Below are 21,630 nucleotides of genomic sequence, written 5' to 3' on the forward strand. Positions count from 1 at the left end.
CCTACCGGTCGGTACGCTGAGCCGGTGTCTCGACTGATCCGCTCCCCGCGCCTGCTCCTGGCCCTGGCCGGGTTCGCCGCACTGTTCGTGCTGGCGACGCAGGTGCCGCTGCCTGGCCCGCAGCAGATCCGGGATTGGGCGGGCGGCGCGGGTCCGCTGCTGCCGGTGCTGTTCTTCCTCTTCTATGCGGTGGTCGCGGTGGCGCCGGTGCCGCGCACCGTGCTGACGGTGACCAGCGGGGTGCTGTTCGGTCCGGTGCTCGGTTCGACGATCGCGCTCGGGGCCAGTGCGGTGAGCGCGGCGGTGGCCCTGCTCGGGGTCCGCGCGCTCGGCCGCGATCGGGTGGCCGAGCATCTGACCCATCCGGCGGTGCGAGCAATCGACGAGCGACTCGCCCGGCGCGGCTGGCTCTCGGTGGCAGCGTTGCGAATGATCCCGGTCGCCCCGTTCTCGATCGTCAACTACTGCTGCGGCCTGTCCTCGGTCCGGCTGACGCCCTATCTCGTCGCCACCCTCGCCGGTTCGGCGCCGGGCACGATCTCGACCGCGGTGCTGGCCGGATCGCTGGCCGGGGACACCCACCCGGTGGCGATCGCGATGTCGGCGATCTGCCTGTCGCTCGGACTGATCGGACTGGTCCTCGATGCCAGGCTGCCGCTGCCCGCTGCGCCCGAAACCGAGCCGGTCGAACCCGTGCCGACCGCTGGCTGACCACTCGGCGCGCCCGCACCATCGCACATCACGCTGGTGCGGCCCGCGGGCCGGGTCCGGACCTCCGACAACACGGAGTGGGCTCCCTACTTCAGGAGCGCGGATTACGCTGGCAATCCGACGCAATTTGAAAGTGATTTACTTCACATCTCTTAGTTGTGACTAAGATGTGTTTCAGAAAACTCTCAGAGTTATAGACTCGCAAATAGCCCAGGGTTCGCCAGCTACATCCGGTGCGGGGATCCAGAGCAACACCCGGTGTCGCATCCCGCGATCACCGCACTCCATTCGCGCCGATATCGGCTTGCACCCCCTATGAGGTGACCCGGCATGGAATACACCCATCTGTCCGAATTCCGGATTCGCGACGGGGAACTGTCGCTCTGGACCCCCGCGCTGTCCTCACCCGATGCCTGGTATGACGACGAACGCCCGCTGGCAAGTGTCCACGCGCAGTATCTGGGCTTTCTCGATCCCGACGATCCGCGCCCGGGCCGTGGGCGCTGGATCGGCACCGTCTTCGAGATGGACGCCCCGCTCGACCAGCGGGCCTGGGCGCGCACCCTCGAACTGTGGCACGACCGCCACGAGGGCTTCCGCACCACCGTCGCCCCCACCCGCGACGGCGACTACCACCGGGTGACGACCGCGCCCGGCACGGTGCGCGTCACCGCCGCCGTGGTCCCCGATCTCGTCGATGGTGAGCTGATCAACGAGTTCCTCTGCGAGACACTGGAACTGCGACTGTCCCCGCTGACCTGGCCGCATCTGCTGGTGGCCACCGTCGCCCACGACACCGACGACTTCACCGTCCTGGTCGGCGCCGACCACTCGGTGCTCGACGCCTACTCCCAGGCCGTGCTCATCCTCGAGTTGCGCACCCTCTACTGCGCGGTCACCACCGGTGGCGAGATCCGCGATTCGGCCACCTTCGGCAGCCCCGCCGACTACGCCGCGATCGAGCGCGCCGCCGCCGAAGAACTCACCCCCGACTCCCCCGCCGTCGCGGTGTGGCGCGAGTTCCTCGGCGCGCCCGGCTCGCCGATGCCTCGCTTCGCCGCCGGTCAGGTCGCCGAACTCGCCGGCGAGCACGCGCAGCCCAGTCTCTCGCGCACCCTGTTGACCCTCGAGGAACTCGAGGAGGTCGAGGACGTGCTCGACCGGATCAAGCATCGGCTCTCGGTCACCGTGTTCGCCGCCCTGGCGACCGCGTCCCGGGAGGTCTTCGGCGACGACCGCTTCCGGACCGTGATGCCGATCGCCACCCGCCCCGATCTGACCTGGCTCGAATCGATGGGCTGGTTCGTCAACGTTGTCCCCGTCGACATCACCTTGCCACCGGGCGCCGACATGTCCGCCGCGCTCGACGCGACGCGCGCCGCGCTCAAACGCGCGCACGTGTGCAACGACGCCTCCTGGGGCCGGTCGCTGGCGATGGTCGGTGCGATGGAGGGCCCGACTTTCGGTGCCTCGTTCCTCGACATCCGGATGCTGCCCGACTACGAACTCGTCGCCGATCTGCGCGGCCGCACGCTGCGCGCGGTGTCGTATTCGACCGAGGAGGTGTACTTCTGGGTCGTGCGCGGCCCCGACGGCCTCTATGTCTCCACCCGCTACCCGGCCGGCCTGCCCGATCCGGTGATGGACCGGTTCCTCACCGAATTCGCCAGAGCGATGTACGCGGTGACCACGATCGCCGCGCCGGCCGCGGCGGCGGCCTCGACCGAGACCGCGTCGGCGGCACTGAGCGCGGGCTGAGAATGCGCGCACTGCTGGCCTTCACCGGAAGCCGCGGCGATGCCCAGCCGGGAATCCTGCTGGCCCGCGAGCTGCGCGCTCGCGGGCATTCGGTGACACTCGCGCTCTCGCCCAATCTCGTCGAGTTCGCCGACACGCTCGGCATCGCGGCGGTCGGCTTCGGGCGCGACAGCGCCGAGTTGTTGCGCACCCAGCACGCCGATCGCCGATTCCGCAGCGCCTCGCCGCGGCAGCGGGTGCGGGCGGTGCTGGATCTGCAACGGCGCGGGGTGGCCGAGGCGGTGCGCGATCTGCTCGACCTCGCGCCCGGTCACGACGTGGTGGTGACCGGGATGGCGGGCGAGGAGGCGGCCGAGAAGGCCGCGCGGCGGGTCGGTGTGCCGTTGGCCGCAGTGCATTTCTTCCCGATCCACCCGAATCGCTCGGTGCCGGTGGTGCCCACGGCATGGGGTGCCCGGATTCCCGGTGCGCTCAATCGGCGCATCTGGGCGGGCCTGCGCTGGGCCCGTGATGCCGCGCTGGCCCAGCCACTGGCCGAGTTCGGGATCGTCGAGCATCCGCTGCGTGAGCGGGTGTCGATCCAGGCCTACGACGTCGACCTGTTTCCCGGGCTGGCCGCCGAACTGCCCGCGCGCCACCCGGTCACCGGGTTCGCCGTGGATGCCGACGGATTCCTCGGCGGCCGGGCCGATCCCGCGCTCGGACGGTGGCTCGACGCGGGAGCGGCGCCGATCTATGTCGGTTTCGGCTCGATGACCGTGGATGATCCGGCGGCGCTGGTGGCGATGTTGCGCGCGGTCTGCGCCCGACGTGATCGCCGCCTGCTGCTGGCCGCGGGCTGGGCCGGCATCGCCCCGCTGCTGAGCGAGGAGATGGCGATCGTCGACCAGCTCGACCATGCCGCGGTGTTGCCGCGCTGTGTCGCGGCGGTGCACCACGGCGGCGCGGGAACGACCGCCGCCGCACTGAGAGCCGGTGTGCCTCAGGTGATCTGCTCCATCCAGGCCGACCAGCCTTACTGGGGACGCGCGCTGTCTCGGCTCGGGCTCGCCGCGACGGCGCGAGCCGCCGACCTCGACGCACGCGCGCTCACCACCCTCCTGGACCGGGTCGCCGATCCCGATGTCGTAGCCCGCGCCGCCGCCTACGCGAGCCGCTTCCCCGAACACGGGGTGGCCCGCGCCGCCGACGAAGTGGAAGCCCTTGTCCCCCTGACCGCCCCGACGCCGGTCTTCCACCATGCCGGGAGGCGACAGTGAGCACCGAGATCGCCGTCCGTACCAGCGGGCTCGGCAAGTCCTACGGTGACTTCACCGCCGTGGGCGGCGTCGACCTCAGCATTCCCGCCGGCTCGGTGTTCGCCATGCTCGGCCCCAATGGCGCGGGCAAGACCACGACTGTCCGGATGCTGGCGACGCTCCTGCGTCCCGACCGGGGCAGCGCCGAGGTGTTCGGCTACGACGTCGTGCGTGACGCGACGGCCGTGCGGTCGATGATCGGGCTCACCGGCCAGTACGCCTCGGTCGACGAAACACTGTCCGCCGCCGAGAATCTGCGCCTGTTCGGCCGACTGCTCGGCCTGTCCCGGCGCGAGGCGGCCCGGCGCGGCGACGAACTGCTCGAGGAGTTCGAGCTCACCGCGGTGGCGCGGCGCAGTGTCAGCGCCTTCTCCGGCGGGATGCGGCGACGCCTGGATCTGGCCGCCACCTTGATCACGGTGCCCCCGTTGATCTTCCTCGACGAGCCGACCACCGGCCTCGACCCGCACACCCGCGATCGGATGTGGGGCATCGTGCGCGGTCTGGTCGCTCGGGGCGCGACGGTCCTGCTCACCACCCAATACCTCGAGGAGGCCGACGCGCTGGCCGATCGGATCGCGGTCATCGATCGTGGCACGCTGGTCGCCGAGGGCACCGCGGCCGAACTCAAGTCCTCGATCGGCGATCAGGTACTGCGCCTCGACATCCCCGACACCGCCGATCTGCGCCGCGCCGAGGCGTTGATCCACGAGCTCACCGGTGCGGTGCCCGAGGGCTCGTCGTCGGGGACGTTGACCATCCCGCTGCGCGAGGTCGCCGACGGCGCCGAGATCGTCGCGGCCTGCCGCGCCGCCGACATCGCGCTGCGCGGCTTCGCGGTGGACCGGCCCGACCTCAACGAGGTGTTCCTCGCCTTGACCGGCCACGCGCGATCCACCGACCGAGTGGATGCGGCATGACCGCCCTGCGTGAAAGTTCGAGACCCGCCATGACTCTCACCACCGACACCGCCGCGGTGCCACTCCAGGTGGTCCGCGCGCCTCGGGTCACCCGAGTGAATCCGGTTGCCGCCCTGCGACATTCACTGATGATGGCCTGGCGCGGCCTGCTCACCTTCCGGCACAGTCCGCAGCTGCTCTACGACGCCATCCTGCTGCCCATCATCGGCCCCGTCCTGTTCGGCAGCATCTTCGGCACCGCCATCGCGGGCAGCATGCAGGCGTATCTGCCGCTGATGATTCCCGGTGTACTGGTCCAGATCGTGCTCACCTCCTCGGTCGCCACCGGCGTGCAACTGTCCGAGGACATCCATTCCGGCGTCTTCGACCGCTTCGTCGCGATGCCCATCGCCCGGTCCGCACCCGTCGCCGGCGCGTTGCTGGCCGGGACGGTGCGCTATCTCATCGCCGCGATCACCGTCGTGATCGTCGGATTCTGCATGGGATACCGGCCCGAGCACACCGCGGGCTTCCTGGCGGGCGCGGTCCTGGTCGTGTTCGCCACCACCGCCATCAGCTGGCTGTTCGCCTTCATCGGCGCCACCGTCGCCCGGCCCGCCGCCGTGCAGGGCATGTCGATGCTCGTGCTCACCTTCCTCGGCTTCGCCTCCAACGCCCTGGTGCCCGAGGAGGCCATGCCCACCTGGATGCGGCATGTCTCGGACCTGAATCCGGTCTCGTATCTGGTCTCCGCGGTGCGCACCCTGTCCGCGCACGGCACCGTCGGCGCCGATGCCTGGTGGTCACTGGTGGCCTCGGTGGTCGTCGTCGCCGTCTTCGCGCCGCTGACCGTGCGCACCCTGCGTTCTCGATGAGGAGTCCTCGATGACCGTCACCTCCCCCGCCGTCGCGGTGGCCGCCGGACCCACCGGCCTCAACCGCATCACCGCCGACGACGATCTGTTCTTCAAACTGCACAGCCTCTACCCGAACGCCCTGGTCAATCAACTGGCCTACCGGTTCGACACCCCGGTGGACCGGGATCTGCTCGCCCGCTGGCACGCGCATCTGGCAACCGGGTTCATCGCCCGCCGGGTGCGCACCACCAGGTTCCCGATCGCGCGCCCGCACTGGGAGCCCGCGACCGAGTCCCTGCCGCTGCGCTGGTCGGACACCCCGGTGCCCGAGGACGACGTGCTCGACTGGTACCTCGCCCAGGCCGCGGTGGAATTCGATCCCGAACGCGGCCTGGTGTGGCAGCTCGCCGGGGCTCCCACCGAATCCGGCGGCACCGTGGTCACCCTGGTCGCCTCGCACGTCGTCTGTGACGGCGGCGGCATGATGCACGCCATCGTCGACTCGCTCGACCGGCTCGCGCGCGGCGAGGCCCCCGACCGGATCGCCAGCGCGGGCAGGCTCGTCGGCCCGGTGGCCGGCGCGGGACGTTTCTCCGCCGACCTCGCCGATGCCCGTGGCCAGCTACGCGCCGTCGCCCGCGGGATCCGGGCAGCTCGCCGCGCCCGGGGTGTGCGTGAACCGGACCGCAATCCGCGTCCGGCGCAGCCACGCCTGCCGCACGCCGACACCTGGCAGGCCGCCGACGCCATCGTCCAGCTCGACCTCGCCGAGTGGGAAGCCGTGGCCGCGGCGCACGGCGGGACCACCAACGGCCTGCTCATCGGGGTGGCGGTCGGACTCCTGGGGCGTAGCGGCCGCATCGCCGACGGTGCCCAGGTCCGCGTCGACATCCCGCACTCGCTGCGCGAGACCGACGATCCCCGGGCCAATGCCACCACCGGCCTGCCGATCAGCGTCACCTACCGCCACGGCGCGCGCACCGACCTACCAGCCGTCCGGGCCGCGCTCAAGGCCGCGGGACTCGCCTATCGCGATCCCGCGACAATCCCCGCGATCCAGCACCTGCAACCGGTGCAGATGCTGCTGCCGAAGAGGGTGCTGCACCGCTTCGCCCGCACCGCCAAGGCGCCGGAATGCCTGTGCACCAACATGGGTCGTACAGCCCAGAACATCGCGATGCTGGGCGGGCACCGGGCGCGCGCGGTGATCATGCGCCCGGTCGTCAATCCGGGCCCGGTCGAGTTGTTCCGCCAAGTCGAGGTGGGCGTCAACCTCGCCTTCTCCTGCGACGACGACACCGTGACCCTGGTGGTGACCGGCGCCGACCCCGACCGCTTCCCCACCCGTTCCGCTCTGCACGGATTGCTGGCCGCCGAGTTCGCCGCGTGGGCGCTCACTCCGCGCTTCTGGTGACCGACCCGAACGCAGGAATCCGACGACTGCCTCGCCGAATTGCGTGGCGGCGCCGTTGCGCGCACTACTGTCCGGAGACAAATTTTGGGAGGGCGATTCTGCTCCGAGAACAAGGTGGATCGCCACGGGATCTATTCGCTGACCCGCGTCAGGGTGAAGTCACTCACTGCGCGGGCACCGATCTGTGACACTCCACACCGGTCGGCAGTGCCATCAGAGGCGATAGCCGAGTTATAGCCGCTGACGATGAACGTCGACTGCCATCCAGCAAGACACGCACACTCGCAGTTTGCCGACCGATAACCACAATCCGCGAAACCCGTTGTCGCACCTGCTGAATCGGCCGACTGTGACCGTCGCATCAACGACGCGCAGGGCGCTGACGCTCCGGTAGGGTTCGTTCCCATCGACGATGCGAAATCGTCCTTTGACACCCCTTTCCGAACGCATTCAGGAGCTCACGTGTCGCATTCGCGTTTCGAATCCATCGGCGCATATCTTCCGTCGAGTATCTTGTCCACGGCCGAATTGATATCGCGTCTGAAAACACCGCCGTCCTTCGATCTGGAACGGATCACCGGTGTGAAAGAACGCCGCGTACGTGACACCCGGCCGGAGAGCCGCGAGGATTCGTTCACCCTGGCGATCAAGGCCGCGCAGGACTGTCTTTCCCGGTCCAGGTACGCCCCGGACGAGGTGGAGGTGATCATCTCCTGTTCGATCACCCGGAGCAACGACGGCACCCGCATGTACATGGAGCCCTCGTTCGCCTCGACGATCGCCAAGACCCTCGGCGCCGAGCAGGCGATCACCTTCGACGTGTCCAACGCCTGCGCCGGAATGCTCACCGGCGCATACATTCTCGACCGGATGATCCGCACGGGCGTGGTGCGCAACGGCATGGTGGTCAGTGGTGAGGCGATCACCCCGATCGCCGAGACCGCGGTGAACGAGATCTCGGAGAAGTACGATCTGCAGTTCGCCTCGCTCTCGGTCGGTGATTCCGGCTGCGCGGTGATCCTCGATCGGGCCGTCGACGACGCCGACAAGATCCACTACATCGAACTGCTCACCGCCGCCGAACATTCGCACCTGTGCCTGGGCATGCCCAGCGACAAGTCCGCCGGGGTGGCGCTGTACACCGACAACCGCAAGATGCACAACGAGGCGCGGTTCGTGCTGTGGCCCGACGCGCAGGGCACCTTCCTCGAGCAGCAAGGCAGCGACTTCGCCGCCGAGCAGTTCGACTACATCATTCACCACCAGTTCGGCGCCGCCGCCGTGCCCTACATGAACGCGGTGGCCGCGCGGGAATTCGGCGCCGAGATGCCGCCGGATCTCAATGTCATCGAAAAATACGGAAACACCTCGACGACCTCACATTTCATCGTGCTGCACGACCAGCTGTCCGAACAGAACATCGAGGCCGGGTCGAAGCTGCTGATGGTGCCCGCCGCCTCCGGCGTCGTCGCGGGTTTCCTGTCCACCACCATCTCCTCCCTGAAGGTCTGAGGTTCGTCATGGGCGTGCGTATCCGAGCCACCGGCACCAGCAACACCACCGACACCCACAGCATCGTCGAGCACAGCGGCCGCGCCGCGCGACAGAGCCTGGAGCGGGCCGGAATTCGGCCCGATCAGGTCGGCGTGCTGATCAACACCGGCATCTTCCGCGACTCGAACACCGTCGAACCGGCGGTCGCCGCGCTGATCCAGAAGGCTGCGGGAATCGGGTTGGACTACACCCGAACCGATCCGCGCACCTTCTCCTTCGATCTCATGAACGGCGCGGTCGGCGTGGTCAATGCCGTGCAGGTCGCGAGTTCGGTGCTGGCGACCGGGGGCACCGACCACGTGCTGATCGTCGCGGGCGACACCCATCCTTCGCTGACCCGATCGGCAGCCGATGCCGAATTCCCCTATGCGACAGCGGGTGCGGCGCTACTGCTCGAAACGGTCGACGGACCGGAGGGCTTCGGACCGGTGCACATCGCGACCGCACCCGGCGGCCCCGCCGGGCAGGCCTATGTCGACACGGCCACCATGGGCACCGCCGGGCGCGGACTGATGACCGTCCAGCGTGATGCCGACTTCGAGGACCGGATCCTCGCTGTCGCAGGCGATGTCGCGCGAGCGGCGCTGGCCGGGGCCGCCGATGCGCGGGTCGCGCTGATCGCCTCGACCCCCAGCGCGCACTTCCCCAAGCGACTGGCCGACGCGCTCGGCATCGACCAGGACGCGGTGCGCACCCCCGATCTCACCGACGGTGATCCGCACACCGCCGCGCTGCCGCTGGCCTACGACCGGGCTGTCGTAGCGGGCACCCTCGACGGCTACACCCACGTGCTGTTCGTCGCGGCGGGCGCGGGTCCGTCGGCGGCGGCCACCCTCTACCGGCTACCAGCGGGAACCACCGCGTGAGCACAGCGACCTACTGGCAGACCATCGACGGATTCCGTAAACTCGCTCGCGCGGACCCGCAGCGGGCGGCGGTGATCTACCCGGACGGCAAGCGGGCCGACGGCCTGCCCGACTACCGGTCGATCAGCTACCGCGAACTCGATCGGTGGTCGGAGGCGATCGCCGAGCAGCTCACCCGGTCGGGGGTGGTCAGCGGAACACGCACCATCGTGCTCGTGCTGCCCAGTCCGGAGCTGTACGCGATCCTGTTCGCGCTGTTGAAGATCGGCGCGGTGCCGGTGGTGATCGACCCCGGCATGGGGATCCGGCGGATGGTGCACTGTCTGCGGGCCGTGCGGGCCGAGGCCTTCATCGGTATCCCGGCGGCACACGCCGTGCGGGTGCTGTTCGCCCGGAGCTTCCGGCAGGTGCGCACCACCCTCACGGTCGGGCGGCGCTGGTTCTGGCGCGGACCGACCCTGCGGTCGGTGGGGCGCACGCCGACGAGCGCGCTGACCGATCGGGTGCCCGCCCGTCCCGATGACGTCCTGATCATCGGCTTCACCACTGGCAGCACCGGTCCGGCGAAGGCGGTCGAACTGACCCACGGCAATCTCGCCGCCATGGTGGAGCAGGTCCACGCCGCGCGCGGGCGCACCGAGCCGGACACCTCGCTGGTCACGCTGCCGCTGGTCGGGGTGCTCGATCTGCTGCTCGGGTCGCGGTGTGTGTTGCCACCGCTGATCCCGAGCAAGGTCGGCTCCACCGATCCGGCGCATGTGGTCGACGCGATCGACCGTTTCGGGGTACGGACCATGTTCGCCTCCCCCGCCGTGCTCATTCCACTGCTCGAGTACCTGCGCGCACACCCGGTGGAACTGCCGTCGCTGGCCAGCGTCTTCTCCGGCGGCGCCCCGGTTCCCGACTGGTGTGTGGCCGGGTTGCGCGAGGTGTTGCGCGAGGACGCCGAGGTCTACGCCGGTTACGGCTCGACCGAGGCACTGCCCATGTCGACCATCGAATCGCGCGAGCTCCTCGACGGTCTGGTCGAGCGGGCTCACCGGGGCGAGGGCACGTGTATCGGGCGGCCGGCCGATCGCGTCGAGGTGCGGTTGTTGGCGATCACCGACGACCCGGTCGCGCAGTGGGCCGACGCCGAGATCCCGACCGGGAAGCGCGCGGTGGGTGAACTCGTCGTCGCGGGACCGAATGTCAGCACGCGCTACTACTGGCCCGAGAAGGCGAACACGGCGGGCAAGATCGCCGACGGCGAGCGGATCTGGCATCGTACCGGCGACCTGGGCTGGATCGACGAGGTGGGCCGGATCTGGTTCTGCGGGCGCAAGAGCCAGCGCGTCGAGACCGCGCACGGACCGATGTTCACCGTGCAGGTCGAGCAGGTCTTCAATGTGGTGGCCGGAGTGTCGCGCACCGCGCTCGTCGGGGTCGGCCCCGCGGGCGCGCAGCGACCGGTGCTGTGCGTGGAGCTCGAGCCGGGCGCGGATCCGGTCGCGGCGCAGACCCGGTTGCGCACGCGCGCGGCCGAATTCGACACCGTCGCGCCGATCGTCGACTTCCCGATCCATCCGGGCTTCCCGGTCGACATCCGCCACAATGCCAAGATCGGCCGTGAGGAACTCGCCCGCTGGGCGGCCAAGCAAGAGGATGGGCAGCGATGAAGATTCTGGTCACCGGCGCCTCGGGCTTCCTCGGTGGTGCGCTGGTACGGGCGCTGGTCGCCGACGGCGCGCACGAGGTGTCGATCCTGGTGCGCCGCACCAGCGTTCTCGACGATCTCGGCGCGGCCGGGAACCAGGTGAGGATCGTGTACGGCGATCTCACCGACGCGGCATCGCTGGTGCGCGCCACCGACGGCATGGACGTGGTGATCCACAGTGCGGCCCGCGTCGACGAACGCGGGACCAGGGACCGCTTCTGGACCGAGAACGTGCGGGCCACCGAGTTGCTGCTCGATGCCGCCCGGCGCGGTGGGGCGAGCCGGTTCGTCTTCGTCTCCAGCCCCAGCGCACTGATGGATCGCGACGGCGGCGACCAGCGCGACGTCGACGAATCGCTGCCGTACCCGCGGCGCTATCTCAACTTCTACTCCGAGACCAAGGCCGCCGCCGAGCGGGCCGTGCTCGCCGCGAACGCGCCCGGATTCACCACGGTCGCGCTGCGACCGCGGGCGATCTGGGGTGCGGGTGACCGATCGGGGCCGATCGTGCGACTGCTCGGGCGCACCGCCGAGGGCAAGCTGCCCGATCTGTCCTACGGGCGGACCGTCGAGGCCTCGCTGTGCCACGTGGACAATATCGTGCACGCGGGTTTGCTAGCACTGACCGCGGAGGCGATCGGCGGCAAGGCCTATTTCATCGCCGATGCCGAGAAGACCGATGTGTGGCGGTTTCTCGGCGAGGTCGCGACCCGGCTGGGATACGAGCCACCGTCGCGGCAACCGAATCCACGGGTTCTCGCCGCGGTCGTCGCGGCCATCGAGACGGTGTGGCGGATTCCGGCGGTGGCGAACCGCTGGTCGCCGCCGCTGTCGCGCTATGCCGTCGCCTTGATGACCCGCAGCGCCACCTACGACACCGGCGCCGCCCGCCGCGACCTCGGCTACGCGCCGGTCGTCGACCGCGAGACCGGGCTCACCGCGTTCCTGGACTGGCTCGACCGCCAAGGTGGCGTCGAGGCGCTGACCAGGGACCTGCGGTAGTCACCGCCCGACCGACTCACCGGAGAATCATGAACGCCACCCATCCTTTCCGTCGCGGTATCTCGACCACCGAGCGCATGTACTTCCCGATGCGGGAGCTGGCGCCGCCGTTCCTCATGCAGTTGGCGATCCCCGGCGAGGGTGAGATCGACCCCGAGCGGCTGCGCCGGGCTGTCGCGGTGGCCGCGGCGGTGACGCCCGGGGCCCGGCTGGTTCGGCGCGGCGCGGAATGGGTCGACAGTGGTGTCGATCCGGCGGTCCGGATCGTGCCCGGCCACCGGTTGCTCGAGCCCGCGCTCGAAACCGACCCGGTGCTCACCAGCGCCATCGGCCCGACGCCGGAGGCCACCGTCGAGGTCCTGTTGCTCACCGGTGCCCCGGTGACGCTGATCTTCCGGGTCTTCCACGGCGTGATGGACGGCATGGGCATGGTCGTCTGGGCGGGCAACGTGCTGCGGGCGCTGCGCGGGCAGGACCCGCTCCCGCAGCTCGACCCGATCGCCGATCAGGAACTGGTGCAGCGGGTCGGCGCGCCCGGCAGGCCGACACCGATGGTGCCGCGCTATCGCAGTGCCGTCGGGCGGGGCAGGCAGCGGCGTGGCCTGGCCCGGCATCTGCTGCGCACCCGGTCCGTCGACGCCGCCGGGCCGGGCGCGCTGGCCCGCGTCTGCGCGCTGCTGGCCGCCGAGACGACCGGTCCTTCGCGCATCATGATGCCGGTCGACCTGCGCCGACACGATCCCGAACTGCGGTCCACCGCCAACCTCGCGCTGCCACTGTTCCTCGACATCGCGCCCGGCAGCGACTGGACCCGGGTCCGGGATCAGATCAAGACCGGGCTGCGCGAGCGCCGCGAGCTGAACCAGCTGGCCAACACCCGGATCACGCTGGTGCCCGACCGGATCAATCGCGGTGTCCTGCACACCACGAATTGGCTGGGCGCGCGGGTCGGCCGGAATCTGGCCTCGGCGACGGTGTCGCACATGGGTCGTTTCACGGCCGACGAGCTCGCCGTGCCCGGTTTCCGGCCGACCGGATTGTTCGTGCTGCCCCAGCACAGCGTCGCCATGCCGCTGTTGTTCGGGCTCACCGAGTTCGACGGGCGCACCCAGCTCACCGTGTCCGCGCGCAACGGCGCCGGGATCGAGGAGCGGCTCGAAGCACTTCTGGATCGGATCGTCGCCATGCTCGAAGCCGAACTGCCCATGCGTGATTCGGCGGATCCGCGACGATGACCGCCTTGGCTCGGCTCGTCCTCGCCCGACCGCGCGCCGTCCTGGCGGTGGTCGTGGTGTTCATCGGTCTGTGTGCCGCGTACGGCGCGGGCGTCACCGAACGACTCAGCGCGGGCGGGTTCACCGACCCGGACAGCGAATCCGCGCTGGTGGATCGGGTGGTCACCGAGCATCTGGGACCGCAGAGTCCCGATGTGGTCGCCCTCTACACCGCACCCGACGGGATGAGCATCGACGAGCTCGGGCCGCGGGTCCGCGCGGGGATCGAACGGATCGATCCGGCGCTGCTGGCGCGCCCAGTGGACAGCTACTGGACCGCGCTGCCGCCGCGCAAGAACTTCCTCGTCTCGGCGGACGGGCGGCACGCGGTGGCGGTGGTGTTCACCGCGGGTGACGACACCGAGCGCATCGCCGCCTATCCCGACATCGCCGAGGCTCTTCAGCTGCCCGATGTCGAGACGCGACTGTCCGGTTACAGCGCGCTCAACACCGAGATCATCGAGCGTTCGCAGCGCGATCTCATTGTGGCGGAGTCGATCTCGCTACCGTTGACACTGGCGATTCTCGTGCTGGTGTTCGGTGGGCTCGCCGCCGGCGCGCTGCCCGTCGTGGTCGGCGTACTCGCGGTCGGGGGCGCGCTGGGCGCCATCCGGCTGCTGGCCGAGACGACCGAGGTCACGACGTTCGCCGTCAACATCGCCTCGCTGCTCGGCCTCGGCATGGCCATCGACTACGGGTTGTTCCTGGTCAGCCGGTTCCGGGAGGAGTACGGCGCGAGTGGGGACGTGCGTGCGGCCGTCGCGCGGACCTACGCGACCGCCGGGCGCACCGTCGCGGTCTCCGCGCTGCTGTTGATCTGCGCGTTCGCGGGCACGCTCGTGTTCCCGCAGGCGGTGCTGCGCTCGCTCGGCATCGGCGCGATCGCCGCGGTGGCGCTGGCCGCTGCGCTCTCGCTCACCGTGCTGCCCGCGCTGCTGACGCTGTTCGGGACGCGGATCGGGCGGGCGAAGTCCTCCACACGCACGGAACATTTCTGGGGCCGGGTGGTCGACGGGGTGCTGCGACGGCCGGGGGCGGTCGCGGTCGCCGTTGGCGCGATCCTGCTCGTGTTGGCGGCTCCGCTCACCGGCCTGCGGCTCGGGGAGATCGACCATCGCGCGCTGCCGCTCGGCAGCGATATGCGTGACACCGTCGACGAGCTCACCGACTCCTTCCCCGCCGCGGCGAGCGGGGCGACGGTGCTGCTGCGCGGTGTGGACGGTGCCGCGCCGCAGTCGGCGGCGGTGAGCCGGGTCCGCACCGCTCTCGGTGCGCTGGACGGGGTCGACGAGGTGGTCCAGGTGGGGCGCGACGAGGATTTCGTCGTCGTGCACGTCTTCCTCACCGCCGCCGACCGCAGCGAGGCGGCCACCGCGACCGTCGAGGCCATACGCGCGCTCGAACCACCCGAGGGGACCACGGTCGCCGTGGGCGGCGACACCGCGGCGACACTGGACAGTGTCGAGTCCACCGTGGGCACCCTACCGCTCATGATCGTCGTCATGGTGCTGGCCACGATGGTCCTGCTGACGGTGGCGTTCCGGTCCATCGTGCTGCCGCTCAAGGCCGTGGTGATGGCCTTCCTCAGCCTGGCTGCCACCTTCGGGGTGCTGACCTGGATCTTCTACGAAGGCCATCTGGCCTCCGTCCTCGGCATCAGTCCCGGTCCGCTGCCCGCGGGCATGACCGTGCTGATCATCGCCGTGGTGTTCGGCCTGTCCACCGACTACGAGGTCTTCCTGCTCTCCCGGATGGCCGAAGCCCACCGCGACGGTGCCGACACCGCCACCGCGGTCCGCACCGGCACCGTCGCCACCGCCCGCGTCATCACCGCCGCGGCCGTCCTGCTCATCCTGGTCACCGGCGCCTTCGCCCTCTCCCCGCTCACCCCCATGCGCCTGCTCGGGATCGGCATGATCATCGCGCTGATCCTCGATGCCACCCTCGTCCGTATGCTCCTCGTCCCCGCCCTCGTCCAGCTCATGGGCCCGGCCAACTGGTGGCTACCGCGGCTATCGTGGAGGCGTGGGAATCATGGGCGAGCTGTTTCCGGGCAAGAAGCTGCAGAACGAGGAGACGGGCGACTCGAACGGGCAACCCAGGCAGCCGCGCCTCGATCTTGACCTGGACGCAGGGGTGATTCGGCTGTCCGGCGCGGTCCCGCCGCGTGCCGAGGGCGCCGAATCCGACGACTGACGGTCGACGGCTTTCGCTGAGCACCTGCCTTCGATATCCGCGTACAGGTTGTCGTGGAGCGGTACACCAGGCGGGGCAGTGGGCGATGACCGGGCGCGCTCGAGTGAGTTCGCGTCCGCCGCGGCTCACCCCGCGAGCAGATCGGCGCCCACGTGACGCGTCGACATGCCGAACACGGGACCGTCGTCGCCGACGCGCTCGACCACGGGATCGGGCGCGCGCAGCAGTTCGGCGGCGCTGACTTCGCAGAGGTCATAGCGGCTGTTCTCACACAGCAGCTCGACCAGCGACACCTCCGAGACCGTGTCGTCGAGGGAGAAATCGGCGAAGCCGTCCGCGGCGAGCGCGGCCTCGATGGCGCGCACCGGCCTCGGCTCGGCCGCGTGGGCCAGGGTCAGATGAGGGTGTAGCGGTTCGCCGAACTCGGGGATCCGCTCGCGGATCCACACCCCGGTCAGCGCGCTGACCAGGTCCTCACGGACGCGCAACAGTTCCTCCGGCAGGGCGATCGGCAAACGCACCGAATCGGCGGCGACCACCGGCGGTCCGAAGGTGAGTGGGAATGGCGCGTGCGCGGCCAGAAGGTCGCGCGCACCGGCGATCAGCGCCGCCAGGTCCACCCCCTTGACCCCATCGACGAATCCGATGCCCTGCACCGAAACCCGCAGCCGGGTGGCGTCGACCTGCTCGAACCCACGTAATCGGGTCAGCACCGGCGCGAAGATCTCGACCAGTTTGTCCGCGACCGGCTGGGTGGGGGTGACCTGCCAGTCGTAGAACGACCGGCCCGGCGTCCACCCCGGCCGCCACCACCAGCGGCTGGCAACAGTCATCTCGCTTGTGATCATGGTGTTCCACCTACCGATCTGTGCGATGCCAGTTACCTGTCAGCGACGCTATTCCCGCCGAGACCCGGTCACAACGCAGCGAGACCGATCTGTTGCGCCTTCGATTCCGAGTCCACGCTTTGACCGACAATCCGTTCACCGGAGTCTCTACACTGACCGCATGCCAGTTCGACGGCTGATCACGCTCTCCGCGTTCGCCTTCCTCCTCCCGTTCGCCTCCGCCTGCACCATGACCGGCCACGGTACGACCACCGAGTGCGCCGTCAGCGGGTGCACCGTCACCTTCGAACGGGGCGTGAGCGCGAAAGCCTCGGTCCTGGGCATCGACGCGGAGCTGGTCGCCGTCGACGGCGACCTGGTCACCCTGAGCATCGGCGGCCAGCGGGTGACCGTGCCGGTCGGGGAATCCGAGGCCGCGGGCGGCACGAACGTGCGGGTCAGTGAGGTCACGCCGGACAAGGTGGTCGTGGTGCTCGCGACCGGCCTGGAGCAGAACTGAGCGCTCAGCCGAGCACGTTGGGCTGATCCAGAATCCAGCGCCAGCTGCCGTCGGCCTGGCGGCGCGCCACCTCGACGGTCGCGCCGGAACCGCCGGGTAGGCGCGAGGACGTCAGGGCGAGATCGCCCGCGCGCAAGGCGGGCGCCTGGCTGCCCAGCTGGAACACCGGACGGTCGGCGACCAGGCGCGCGTAAGCGGCCCGGATCTCCTCGATGCCGGTGGCCACGACCCCGTTCGGCAGGGCGAGCACCGCGTCGGATTCGTAGAGTTCGACCAGGCCGTCCACGTCACCGTCGTTCAACCGCTCGACCACCAGTCGGCTCAGATCCTCCGGGCGTCGCGCGCGTTCACGCATCGCCTCGATGTTCTCGGTCATCGCCACCCTCCTCGACATGGGTTGTGCCACAACGGTAACGCCGGGGTCCGACACGTTCGATCCGCGCAACTCGACAAGGCGGCCCACGGCATGCTGCCGACGGAATCGGCATATCGATACATATCGCATCGGACATATCGCCGTTCGCCCATGAATGGCGCGGATGAACAAAAGGGAAACACAGTTGGACAACCGCCCACGAGCACTGTGATCACGGCGACAGCGGACACATTTCGCCCGTGAACAAAATGCCGGCGGACAGCACCGTTCGCGAATAATTCCATTTCGAAACATTCTGCACAGCAAGCGAAATCGATGGCGCAAACCCGCATAACCCCAGGCAAAGCACTTTTGTTCAGCCCATATCGTGATGCCGGTCACGCACGCGCATTGCACCAATTCGCCTATACGCTCTACCTCGCCGAGGCTTCCCCGGGAGTTTCTCCCGCCGAAGATCCGGAGCGCCTCGGGCGACACAGCGACGTGCTCTCCCGAATCCCATTCTTTCGCCGAATCGGCATGTATTCGTCACGAGGTGAACCCGCCATGGAATACACCCATTTGTCCGAATTCGAGATCCGCTCCGGCGCCTTGTCGATCTGGACGCCCGAACTCGCCGCCGGTGCCTGGCAGCGCGACAACCGGCCGTTGACCAGCGTGCACGCCGGCTACTGCGCGAGCATCGACCCCGCCGACCCGCGGCCGGGACGCGGGCGCTGGATCGGCACGGTGTTCGAAATGGACGCCCCGTTCGACGCGTCCACCTGGCGCGAGACGCTGCGCCGCTGGCATGCCAGACACGAGGGGCTGCGCACCACCGTGACCGTCGAGCCCGGATCACCACCGCGCAGGCTGGTCGCCGACGCCAGCGCCGTCGACATCGTCGAACACCCGGTGGACGGTCTCACCAACGGTTCCTCGATCAATGAATTCCTTTGCGCTGCATTGGAACTGCGCCTGTCGCCACTGGTGTGGCCGCATTGCGTGACCGCCACGGTCGTCCATGCCGAGACCGAGGATTTCACGGTGCTCGTGGCCGCCGACCATTCGGTGATGGATGCCTACTCCCAGGCCATCCTCATCCTCGAGCTGCGGGCGGTCTACGGCGAGGTCGGCGCGGGCGAGGCATCGCGTGCGTCCGACACGTTCGGCAGTGCGGCCGACTACGCCGTGCTCGAGCGGGCGGCCGCCGCGGAACTCGTCATCGACTCCCCCGCCGTGGCGACTTGGCGGGCATTCCTCGCCGGTGGTGACGGGATGCCGCGGTTCGCCGCGCACGCGTACCGGCCCGTGCCGCCCGGCCTACCGCAGCCCAGCGTGTCCCGGCGGGTGCTCGACCTCACCGAGCTCGAACACCTGGAAGAGGCGCTCGACCGGGTCCGGCACCGGATGTCGGTGGCGGTGTTCGCCGCGCTCGCCGTGGCGGGTCGGGAGCGGTTCGGCACGGACCGGCTGCGGACCGTGATGCCGATCGCGACCAGGCCGGACCTGCGGTGGCTGGAATCCATGGGGTGGTTCGTCAATGTCGTCCCGGTCGACATCGCGCTCGAGCCCGGCGCGGGTATCGCCGGTGCGCTCGAGTCCGCGCGCACGGCATTGCGGCGGTCACGCACGGCCGATGACGCCTCCTGGTCGCGGGTGCTGGAACTGCTCGAGGTCACCGAGACACCCCGCTTCGGCGTCTCCTTCCTCGACATCCGCGTCCTGCCCGGCTACGAATTGGTCGCCGCACTGCGCGGACGGACCTTGCGCGCGGTGTCGTACTCGCCCGACGAAGTGTTCCTCTGGGTGGTCCGCGCCGCGGACGGCCTCTATGTCTCGACCCGCTACCCGGCCGGACTCCCGGCCGAAGTCATGGACGACTACCTCACCGCCTTCGGCTCGGCGCTGACCTCGATCACCAGCGCCCCACATCCGGACGCGGCGGCACCAGCCGATCCGACCTCGATCACCCCGGCACCCACGCCTCCCGCCTTCTCGGCACCAGCCGCCGTCGGGCACCGTACGACCGAACCGACGCCCGCTGTTCTCGACACACGCCCGGTCGATCCGGTGTGCACGCCGGTCGTCGAAGGCGCGCAAACATCGCGCCGCGCCGGATCAGCGCGTCCCGAATCAGACGCGAATGCCGCGGTCTCGCTGTCCGCTGCGGCACAGGTGGGATGAGCGGATGCGCGCACTGTTGGCTTTCACCGGCAGTCGGGGTGACGCCCAGCCCGGCATACTGCTCGCGCAGGCGCTGCGCGAGCGTGGTCACGAGGTGACGGTGGCGCTCGCACCGAATCTGGTGGCCTTCGCGACCGAGCACGGGGTGGCGGCCGTGCCGTTCGGGTGCGATACCGGGGACCTGTTGCTCGCCCAGCGCACGGATCGGCGTTTCGCGGCGCGTGATCCGCGGGCCCGCCTTCGGGCACTGTTCGATCTGCAGCGTCGAGGTGTGCCCGAGGCGCTCGCGGATCTTCGTGCGCTCGCGCCGGGACACGACGTCGTGGTGGCGGGGATGGCGGGTGAGGAACTCGCCGAGTCGGTGGCCCGATCGATGGGCGTGCCCTTCGCCGCCGTGCACTTCTTCCCCATCCAGCCCAACACCGCCGTTCCGGTCGTGCCCACACGCCGGGCGGCGCGGCTGCCCGGGGTCGTGCACCGCCGGGGTTGGTCGATGCTGGCGCGAGCCAGGGCGGCGGCGGTGTCCCCGGTGCTACCCGCCGATCCCGGCCCCGCCACACCGAGCGTGCGGATCCAGGCCTACGACCCCGATCTCTTCCCTGGCCTGCGCACCGAGCTGCCCGGTCCGTTCACCGGGTTCCCGATCGACGTGGACGGGCTGCTGCGCGATCGAACAGCGGGACTCGCCACCACGGGTTTCGGCGGCGATGCCGATCACGCGCTGCGAACATGGCTCGAGTCCGGGACCGCGCCGATCTATGTCGGGTTCGGGTCGATGGATGTCGGCGATCCGGTCGCGTTCGTGGCGATGCTGCGTGCCGTCTGTGCCGCGCGAGGGCACAGGCTGCTGCTCGCGTCGGGATGGGCCGATATCGCGCCCGGCATCGACGAACGGGTCGCCGTCGTCGGCCAGGTCGATCATGCTCGCGTGCTGCCGCGGTGCGTGGCCGCCGTGCATCACGGTGGTGCCGGGACCACGGCCGCCGCGCTGCGGGCCGGGGTACCGCAGGTGATCTGCTCGGTACAGGCCGACCAACCCTATTGGGGGCAGGCACTGCAGCGTCTCGGTCTCGCCGCGACGACTCCGGCCCGAACACTGACCGGGGCGAAACTCACCGTGTTGCTCGACCTGGTCGTCGCACCCGAAGTCGGCAGGCGCGCGGCGAGCTGGGCCGCCGGGTTGCGCACCGATGGCGTCGCGCGCGCCGCCGACGCGGTGGAGCATCTGGTCGGCACCGTGGCACCCGCATCGATCCACGCCGCAGGAAGGTCGTCATGAGCACCGATATCGCCATCCGCACCACCGGTCTCGGCAAGTCCTACGGCGACTTCGCAGCTGTCGGTGCCGTCGATCTCACCGTCGAGGCGGGCACGGTCTTCGCCCTGCTCGGACCCAATGGCGCGGGCAAGACCACCACAGTCCGCATGCTCGCCACCTTGGTGCGTCCCGATCGCGGCGGGGCCGAGGTCTTCGGCTACGACGTCGTGCGCGACGCTACCGCCGTGCGCTCCATGATCGGGCTCACCGGCCAGTACGCCTCGGTCGACGAAACCCTCACCGCCGGTGAGAATCTGCGCCTGTTCGGCCGGCTGCTCGGGCTGACCCGGCGCGCCGCGGCCCGCCGCAGCGCCGAGCTGCTCGCGCAGTTCGAGCTGGCGGAGGTCACCGACCGGCCGGTCGGCCAGTTCTCCGGTGGGATGCGGCGACGCCTCGACCTGGCGGCGACGCTGCTCACCGATCCGCCGCTGATCTTCCTCGACGAGCCGACCACCGGCCTGGACCCGCACACCCGCGACCGCATGTGGGGAATCATCCGTGCGCTGGTCGCCCGCGGCGCGACCGTCCTGCTCACCACGCAGTACCTCGAGGAAGCCGACGCGCTCGCCGATCGGATCGCCGTCATCGACCACGGCGCGATCGTGGCCGAAGGCACCGCCACGGAGTTGAAGTCCTCCATCGGCGAACAGATCCTGCGGCTGGATCTCGCCGACGCGACCCAGTCCGTCCGCGCGCAGGCGATCGTCGCCGAGCGCACCGGAGTCCCGCCCGAAGACCCTGCCGAGGGCACCCTCACCGTCGCCCTCACCGACGCGGACATCGCCGCCGACATCGTCGCCGCCTGCCGCGCCGACGGCATCGCACTGCGCGGTTTCGCCGTCGACCGACCGGATCTGAACGAGGTCTTCCTCGCTCTCACCGCGCGCGCCGCCTGATC

Annotated in this window: 18 protein-coding genes; 16 read left to right on the forward strand and 2 right to left on the reverse strand. The window is 69.8% G+C overall.

Annotated elements, in window-relative coordinates:
* The first annotated feature begins 24 nt into the window (after positions 1–24).
* The 12 genes from BOX37_RS17080 to BOX37_RS17135 all read left to right on the forward strand — a co-directional run bounded on the left by BOX37_RS17080 (position 25) and on the right by BOX37_RS17135 (position 15,452).
* On the forward strand, positions 25–711 hold the full coding sequence (locus BOX37_RS17080; protein ID WP_084759758.1) for a TVP38/TMEM64 family protein: 687 nt from the start codon (positions 25–27) through the stop codon (positions 709–711).
* A gap of 330 nt (positions 712–1,041) precedes the next feature.
* Complete coding sequence (locus tag BOX37_RS17085; RefSeq protein ID WP_071928526.1) at positions 1,042–2,469, forward strand: condensation domain-containing protein; 1,428 nt, start codon at positions 1,042–1,044, stop codon at positions 2,467–2,469.
* A 2-nt stretch (positions 2,470–2,471) separates the two neighbouring features.
* Positions 2,472–3,728, forward strand: coding sequence for a glycosyltransferase (locus BOX37_RS17090; RefSeq protein WP_071928527.1), 1,257 nt, complete (start codon positions 2,472–2,474; stop codon positions 3,726–3,728).
* Entirely contained in the window at positions 3,725–4,687 is a 963-nt protein-coding gene (locus BOX37_RS17095; RefSeq protein ID WP_071928528.1) for an ATP-binding cassette domain-containing protein, read from the forward strand. The genes BOX37_RS17090 and BOX37_RS17095 overlap by 4 nt, the downstream gene beginning before the upstream one ends.
* Positions 4,684–5,541, forward strand: a complete 858-nt coding sequence (locus BOX37_RS17100; protein ID WP_240504904.1) for an ABC transporter permease — start codon at positions 4,684–4,686, stop codon at positions 5,539–5,541. Before BOX37_RS17095 ends, BOX37_RS17100 begins: the two co-directional genes overlap by 4 nt.
* A 10-nt stretch (positions 5,542–5,551) precedes the next feature.
* Complete coding sequence (locus tag BOX37_RS17105) at positions 5,552–6,937, forward strand: condensation domain-containing protein (RefSeq protein ID WP_071928530.1); 1,386 nt, start codon at positions 5,552–5,554, stop codon at positions 6,935–6,937.
* A gap of 462 nt (positions 6,938–7,399) precedes the next feature.
* Positions 7,400–8,449: a 3-oxoacyl-ACP synthase III family protein gene (locus tag BOX37_RS17110; protein ID WP_071928531.1), complete on the forward strand. Its 1,050-nt coding sequence runs from the start codon at positions 7,400–7,402 to the stop codon at positions 8,447–8,449.
* 8 nt (positions 8,450–8,457) lie between these two features.
* Positions 8,458–9,357, forward strand: coding sequence for a beta-ketoacyl-[acyl-carrier-protein] synthase family protein (locus BOX37_RS17115; RefSeq protein ID WP_071928532.1), 900 nt, complete (start codon positions 8,458–8,460; stop codon positions 9,355–9,357).
* Positions 9,354–11,015, forward strand: a complete 1,662-nt coding sequence (locus BOX37_RS17120; protein ID WP_071928533.1) for a fatty acid CoA ligase family protein — start codon at positions 9,354–9,356, stop codon at positions 11,013–11,015. Before BOX37_RS17115 ends, BOX37_RS17120 begins: the two co-directional genes overlap by 4 nt.
* Positions 11,012–12,055, forward strand: coding sequence for an NAD-dependent epimerase/dehydratase family protein (locus tag BOX37_RS17125; RefSeq protein WP_071928534.1), 1,044 nt, complete (start codon positions 11,012–11,014; stop codon positions 12,053–12,055). The genes BOX37_RS17120 and BOX37_RS17125 overlap by 4 nt, the downstream gene beginning before the upstream one ends.
* 29 nt (positions 12,056–12,084) lie before the next feature.
* On the forward strand, positions 12,085–13,290 hold the full coding sequence (locus tag BOX37_RS17130; protein ID WP_071928535.1) for a peptide synthetase: 1,206 nt from the start codon (positions 12,085–12,087) through the stop codon (positions 13,288–13,290).
* Positions 13,287–15,452: an MMPL family transporter gene (locus tag BOX37_RS17135; protein ID WP_084759760.1), complete on the forward strand. Its 2,166-nt coding sequence runs from the start codon at positions 13,287–13,289 to the stop codon at positions 15,450–15,452. The genes BOX37_RS17130 and BOX37_RS17135 overlap by 4 nt, the downstream gene beginning before the upstream one ends.
* A 198-nt stretch (positions 15,453–15,650) precedes the next feature.
* Here BOX37_RS17135 and BOX37_RS17140 read toward each other — a convergent pair whose 3' ends face one another.
* On the reverse strand, positions 15,651–16,373 hold the full coding sequence (locus tag BOX37_RS17140) for a 2'-5' RNA ligase family protein (protein ID WP_071928536.1): 723 nt from the start codon (positions 16,371–16,373) through the stop codon (positions 15,651–15,653).
* 160 nt (positions 16,374–16,533) lie between these two features.
* On the opposite strand from BOX37_RS17140, the gene BOX37_RS17145 reads away from it, so the two are divergent.
* Positions 16,534–16,872: an LSm family protein gene (locus tag BOX37_RS17145; protein WP_071928537.1), complete on the forward strand. Its 339-nt coding sequence runs from the start codon at positions 16,534–16,536 to the stop codon at positions 16,870–16,872.
* Positions 16,873–16,876: 4 nt separating this feature from the next.
* Here BOX37_RS17145 and BOX37_RS17150 read toward each other — a convergent pair whose 3' ends face one another.
* Positions 16,877–17,248, reverse strand: coding sequence for a YybH family protein (locus BOX37_RS17150; protein WP_071928538.1), 372 nt, complete (start codon positions 17,246–17,248; stop codon positions 16,877–16,879).
* A 546-nt stretch (positions 17,249–17,794) separates the two neighbouring features.
* On the opposite strand from BOX37_RS17150, the gene BOX37_RS17155 reads away from it, so the two are divergent.
* From BOX37_RS17155 to BOX37_RS17165, 3 genes are read left to right on the forward strand one after another with little or no spacing between them, the layout of a single operon-like run.
* Positions 17,795–19,414, forward strand: a complete 1,620-nt coding sequence (locus tag BOX37_RS17155; RefSeq protein ID WP_071928539.1) for a condensation domain-containing protein — start codon at positions 17,795–17,797, stop codon at positions 19,412–19,414.
* Between the two features lie 4 nt (positions 19,415–19,418).
* Complete coding sequence (locus BOX37_RS17160; RefSeq protein WP_071928540.1) at positions 19,419–20,693, forward strand: glycosyltransferase; 1,275 nt, start codon at positions 19,419–19,421, stop codon at positions 20,691–20,693.
* Positions 20,690–21,628, forward strand: a complete 939-nt coding sequence (locus tag BOX37_RS17165) for an ATP-binding cassette domain-containing protein (protein ID WP_071928541.1) — start codon at positions 20,690–20,692, stop codon at positions 21,626–21,628. The genes BOX37_RS17160 and BOX37_RS17165 overlap by 4 nt, the downstream gene beginning before the upstream one ends.
* Positions 21,629–21,630: the final 2 nt, after the last annotated feature.

The sequence above is a fragment of the Nocardia mangyaensis genome (genome assembly GCF_001886715.1).
In the GTDB taxonomy this organism is placed as follows: domain Bacteria; phylum Actinomycetota; class Actinomycetes; order Mycobacteriales; family Mycobacteriaceae; genus Nocardia; species Nocardia mangyaensis.

Coding starts and splice junctions, on each gene's coding strand:
- BOX37_RS17140 (WP_071928536.1), bottom strand. CDS start 16,373: ATGATCACAAGCGAGATGACTGTTGCCAGCCGCTGGTGGTGGCGGCCG.
- BOX37_RS17100 (WP_240504904.1), top strand. CDS start 4,684: ATGACCGCCCTGCGTGAAAGTTCGAGACCCGCCATGACTCTCACCACC.
- BOX37_RS17155 (WP_071928539.1), top strand. CDS start 17,795: ATGGAATACACCCATTTGTCCGAATTCGAGATCCGCTCCGGCGCCTTG.
- BOX37_RS17165 (WP_071928541.1), top strand. CDS start 20,690: ATGAGCACCGATATCGCCATCCGCACCACCGGTCTCGGCAAGTCCTAC.
- BOX37_RS17115 (WP_071928532.1), top strand. CDS start 8,458: ATGGGCGTGCGTATCCGAGCCACCGGCACCAGCAACACCACCGACACC.
- BOX37_RS17105 (WP_071928530.1), top strand. CDS start 5,552: ATGACCGTCACCTCCCCCGCCGTCGCGGTGGCCGCCGGACCCACCGGC.
- BOX37_RS17130 (WP_071928535.1), top strand. CDS start 12,085: ATGAACGCCACCCATCCTTTCCGTCGCGGTATCTCGACCACCGAGCGC.
- BOX37_RS17160 (WP_071928540.1), top strand. CDS start 19,419: ATGCGCGCACTGTTGGCTTTCACCGGCAGTCGGGGTGACGCCCAGCCC.
- BOX37_RS17145 (WP_071928537.1), top strand. CDS start 16,534: ATGCCAGTTCGACGGCTGATCACGCTCTCCGCGTTCGCCTTCCTCCTC.
- BOX37_RS17125 (WP_071928534.1), top strand. CDS start 11,012: ATGAAGATTCTGGTCACCGGCGCCTCGGGCTTCCTCGGTGGTGCGCTG.
- BOX37_RS17090 (WP_071928527.1), top strand. CDS start 2,472: ATGCGCGCACTGCTGGCCTTCACCGGAAGCCGCGGCGATGCCCAGCCG.
- BOX37_RS17150 (WP_071928538.1), bottom strand. CDS start 17,248: ATGACCGAGAACATCGAGGCGATGCGTGAACGCGCGCGACGCCCGGAG.
- BOX37_RS17135 (WP_084759760.1), top strand. CDS start 13,287: ATGACCGCCTTGGCTCGGCTCGTCCTCGCCCGACCGCGCGCCGTCCTG.
- BOX37_RS17085 (WP_071928526.1), top strand. CDS start 1,042: ATGGAATACACCCATCTGTCCGAATTCCGGATTCGCGACGGGGAACTG.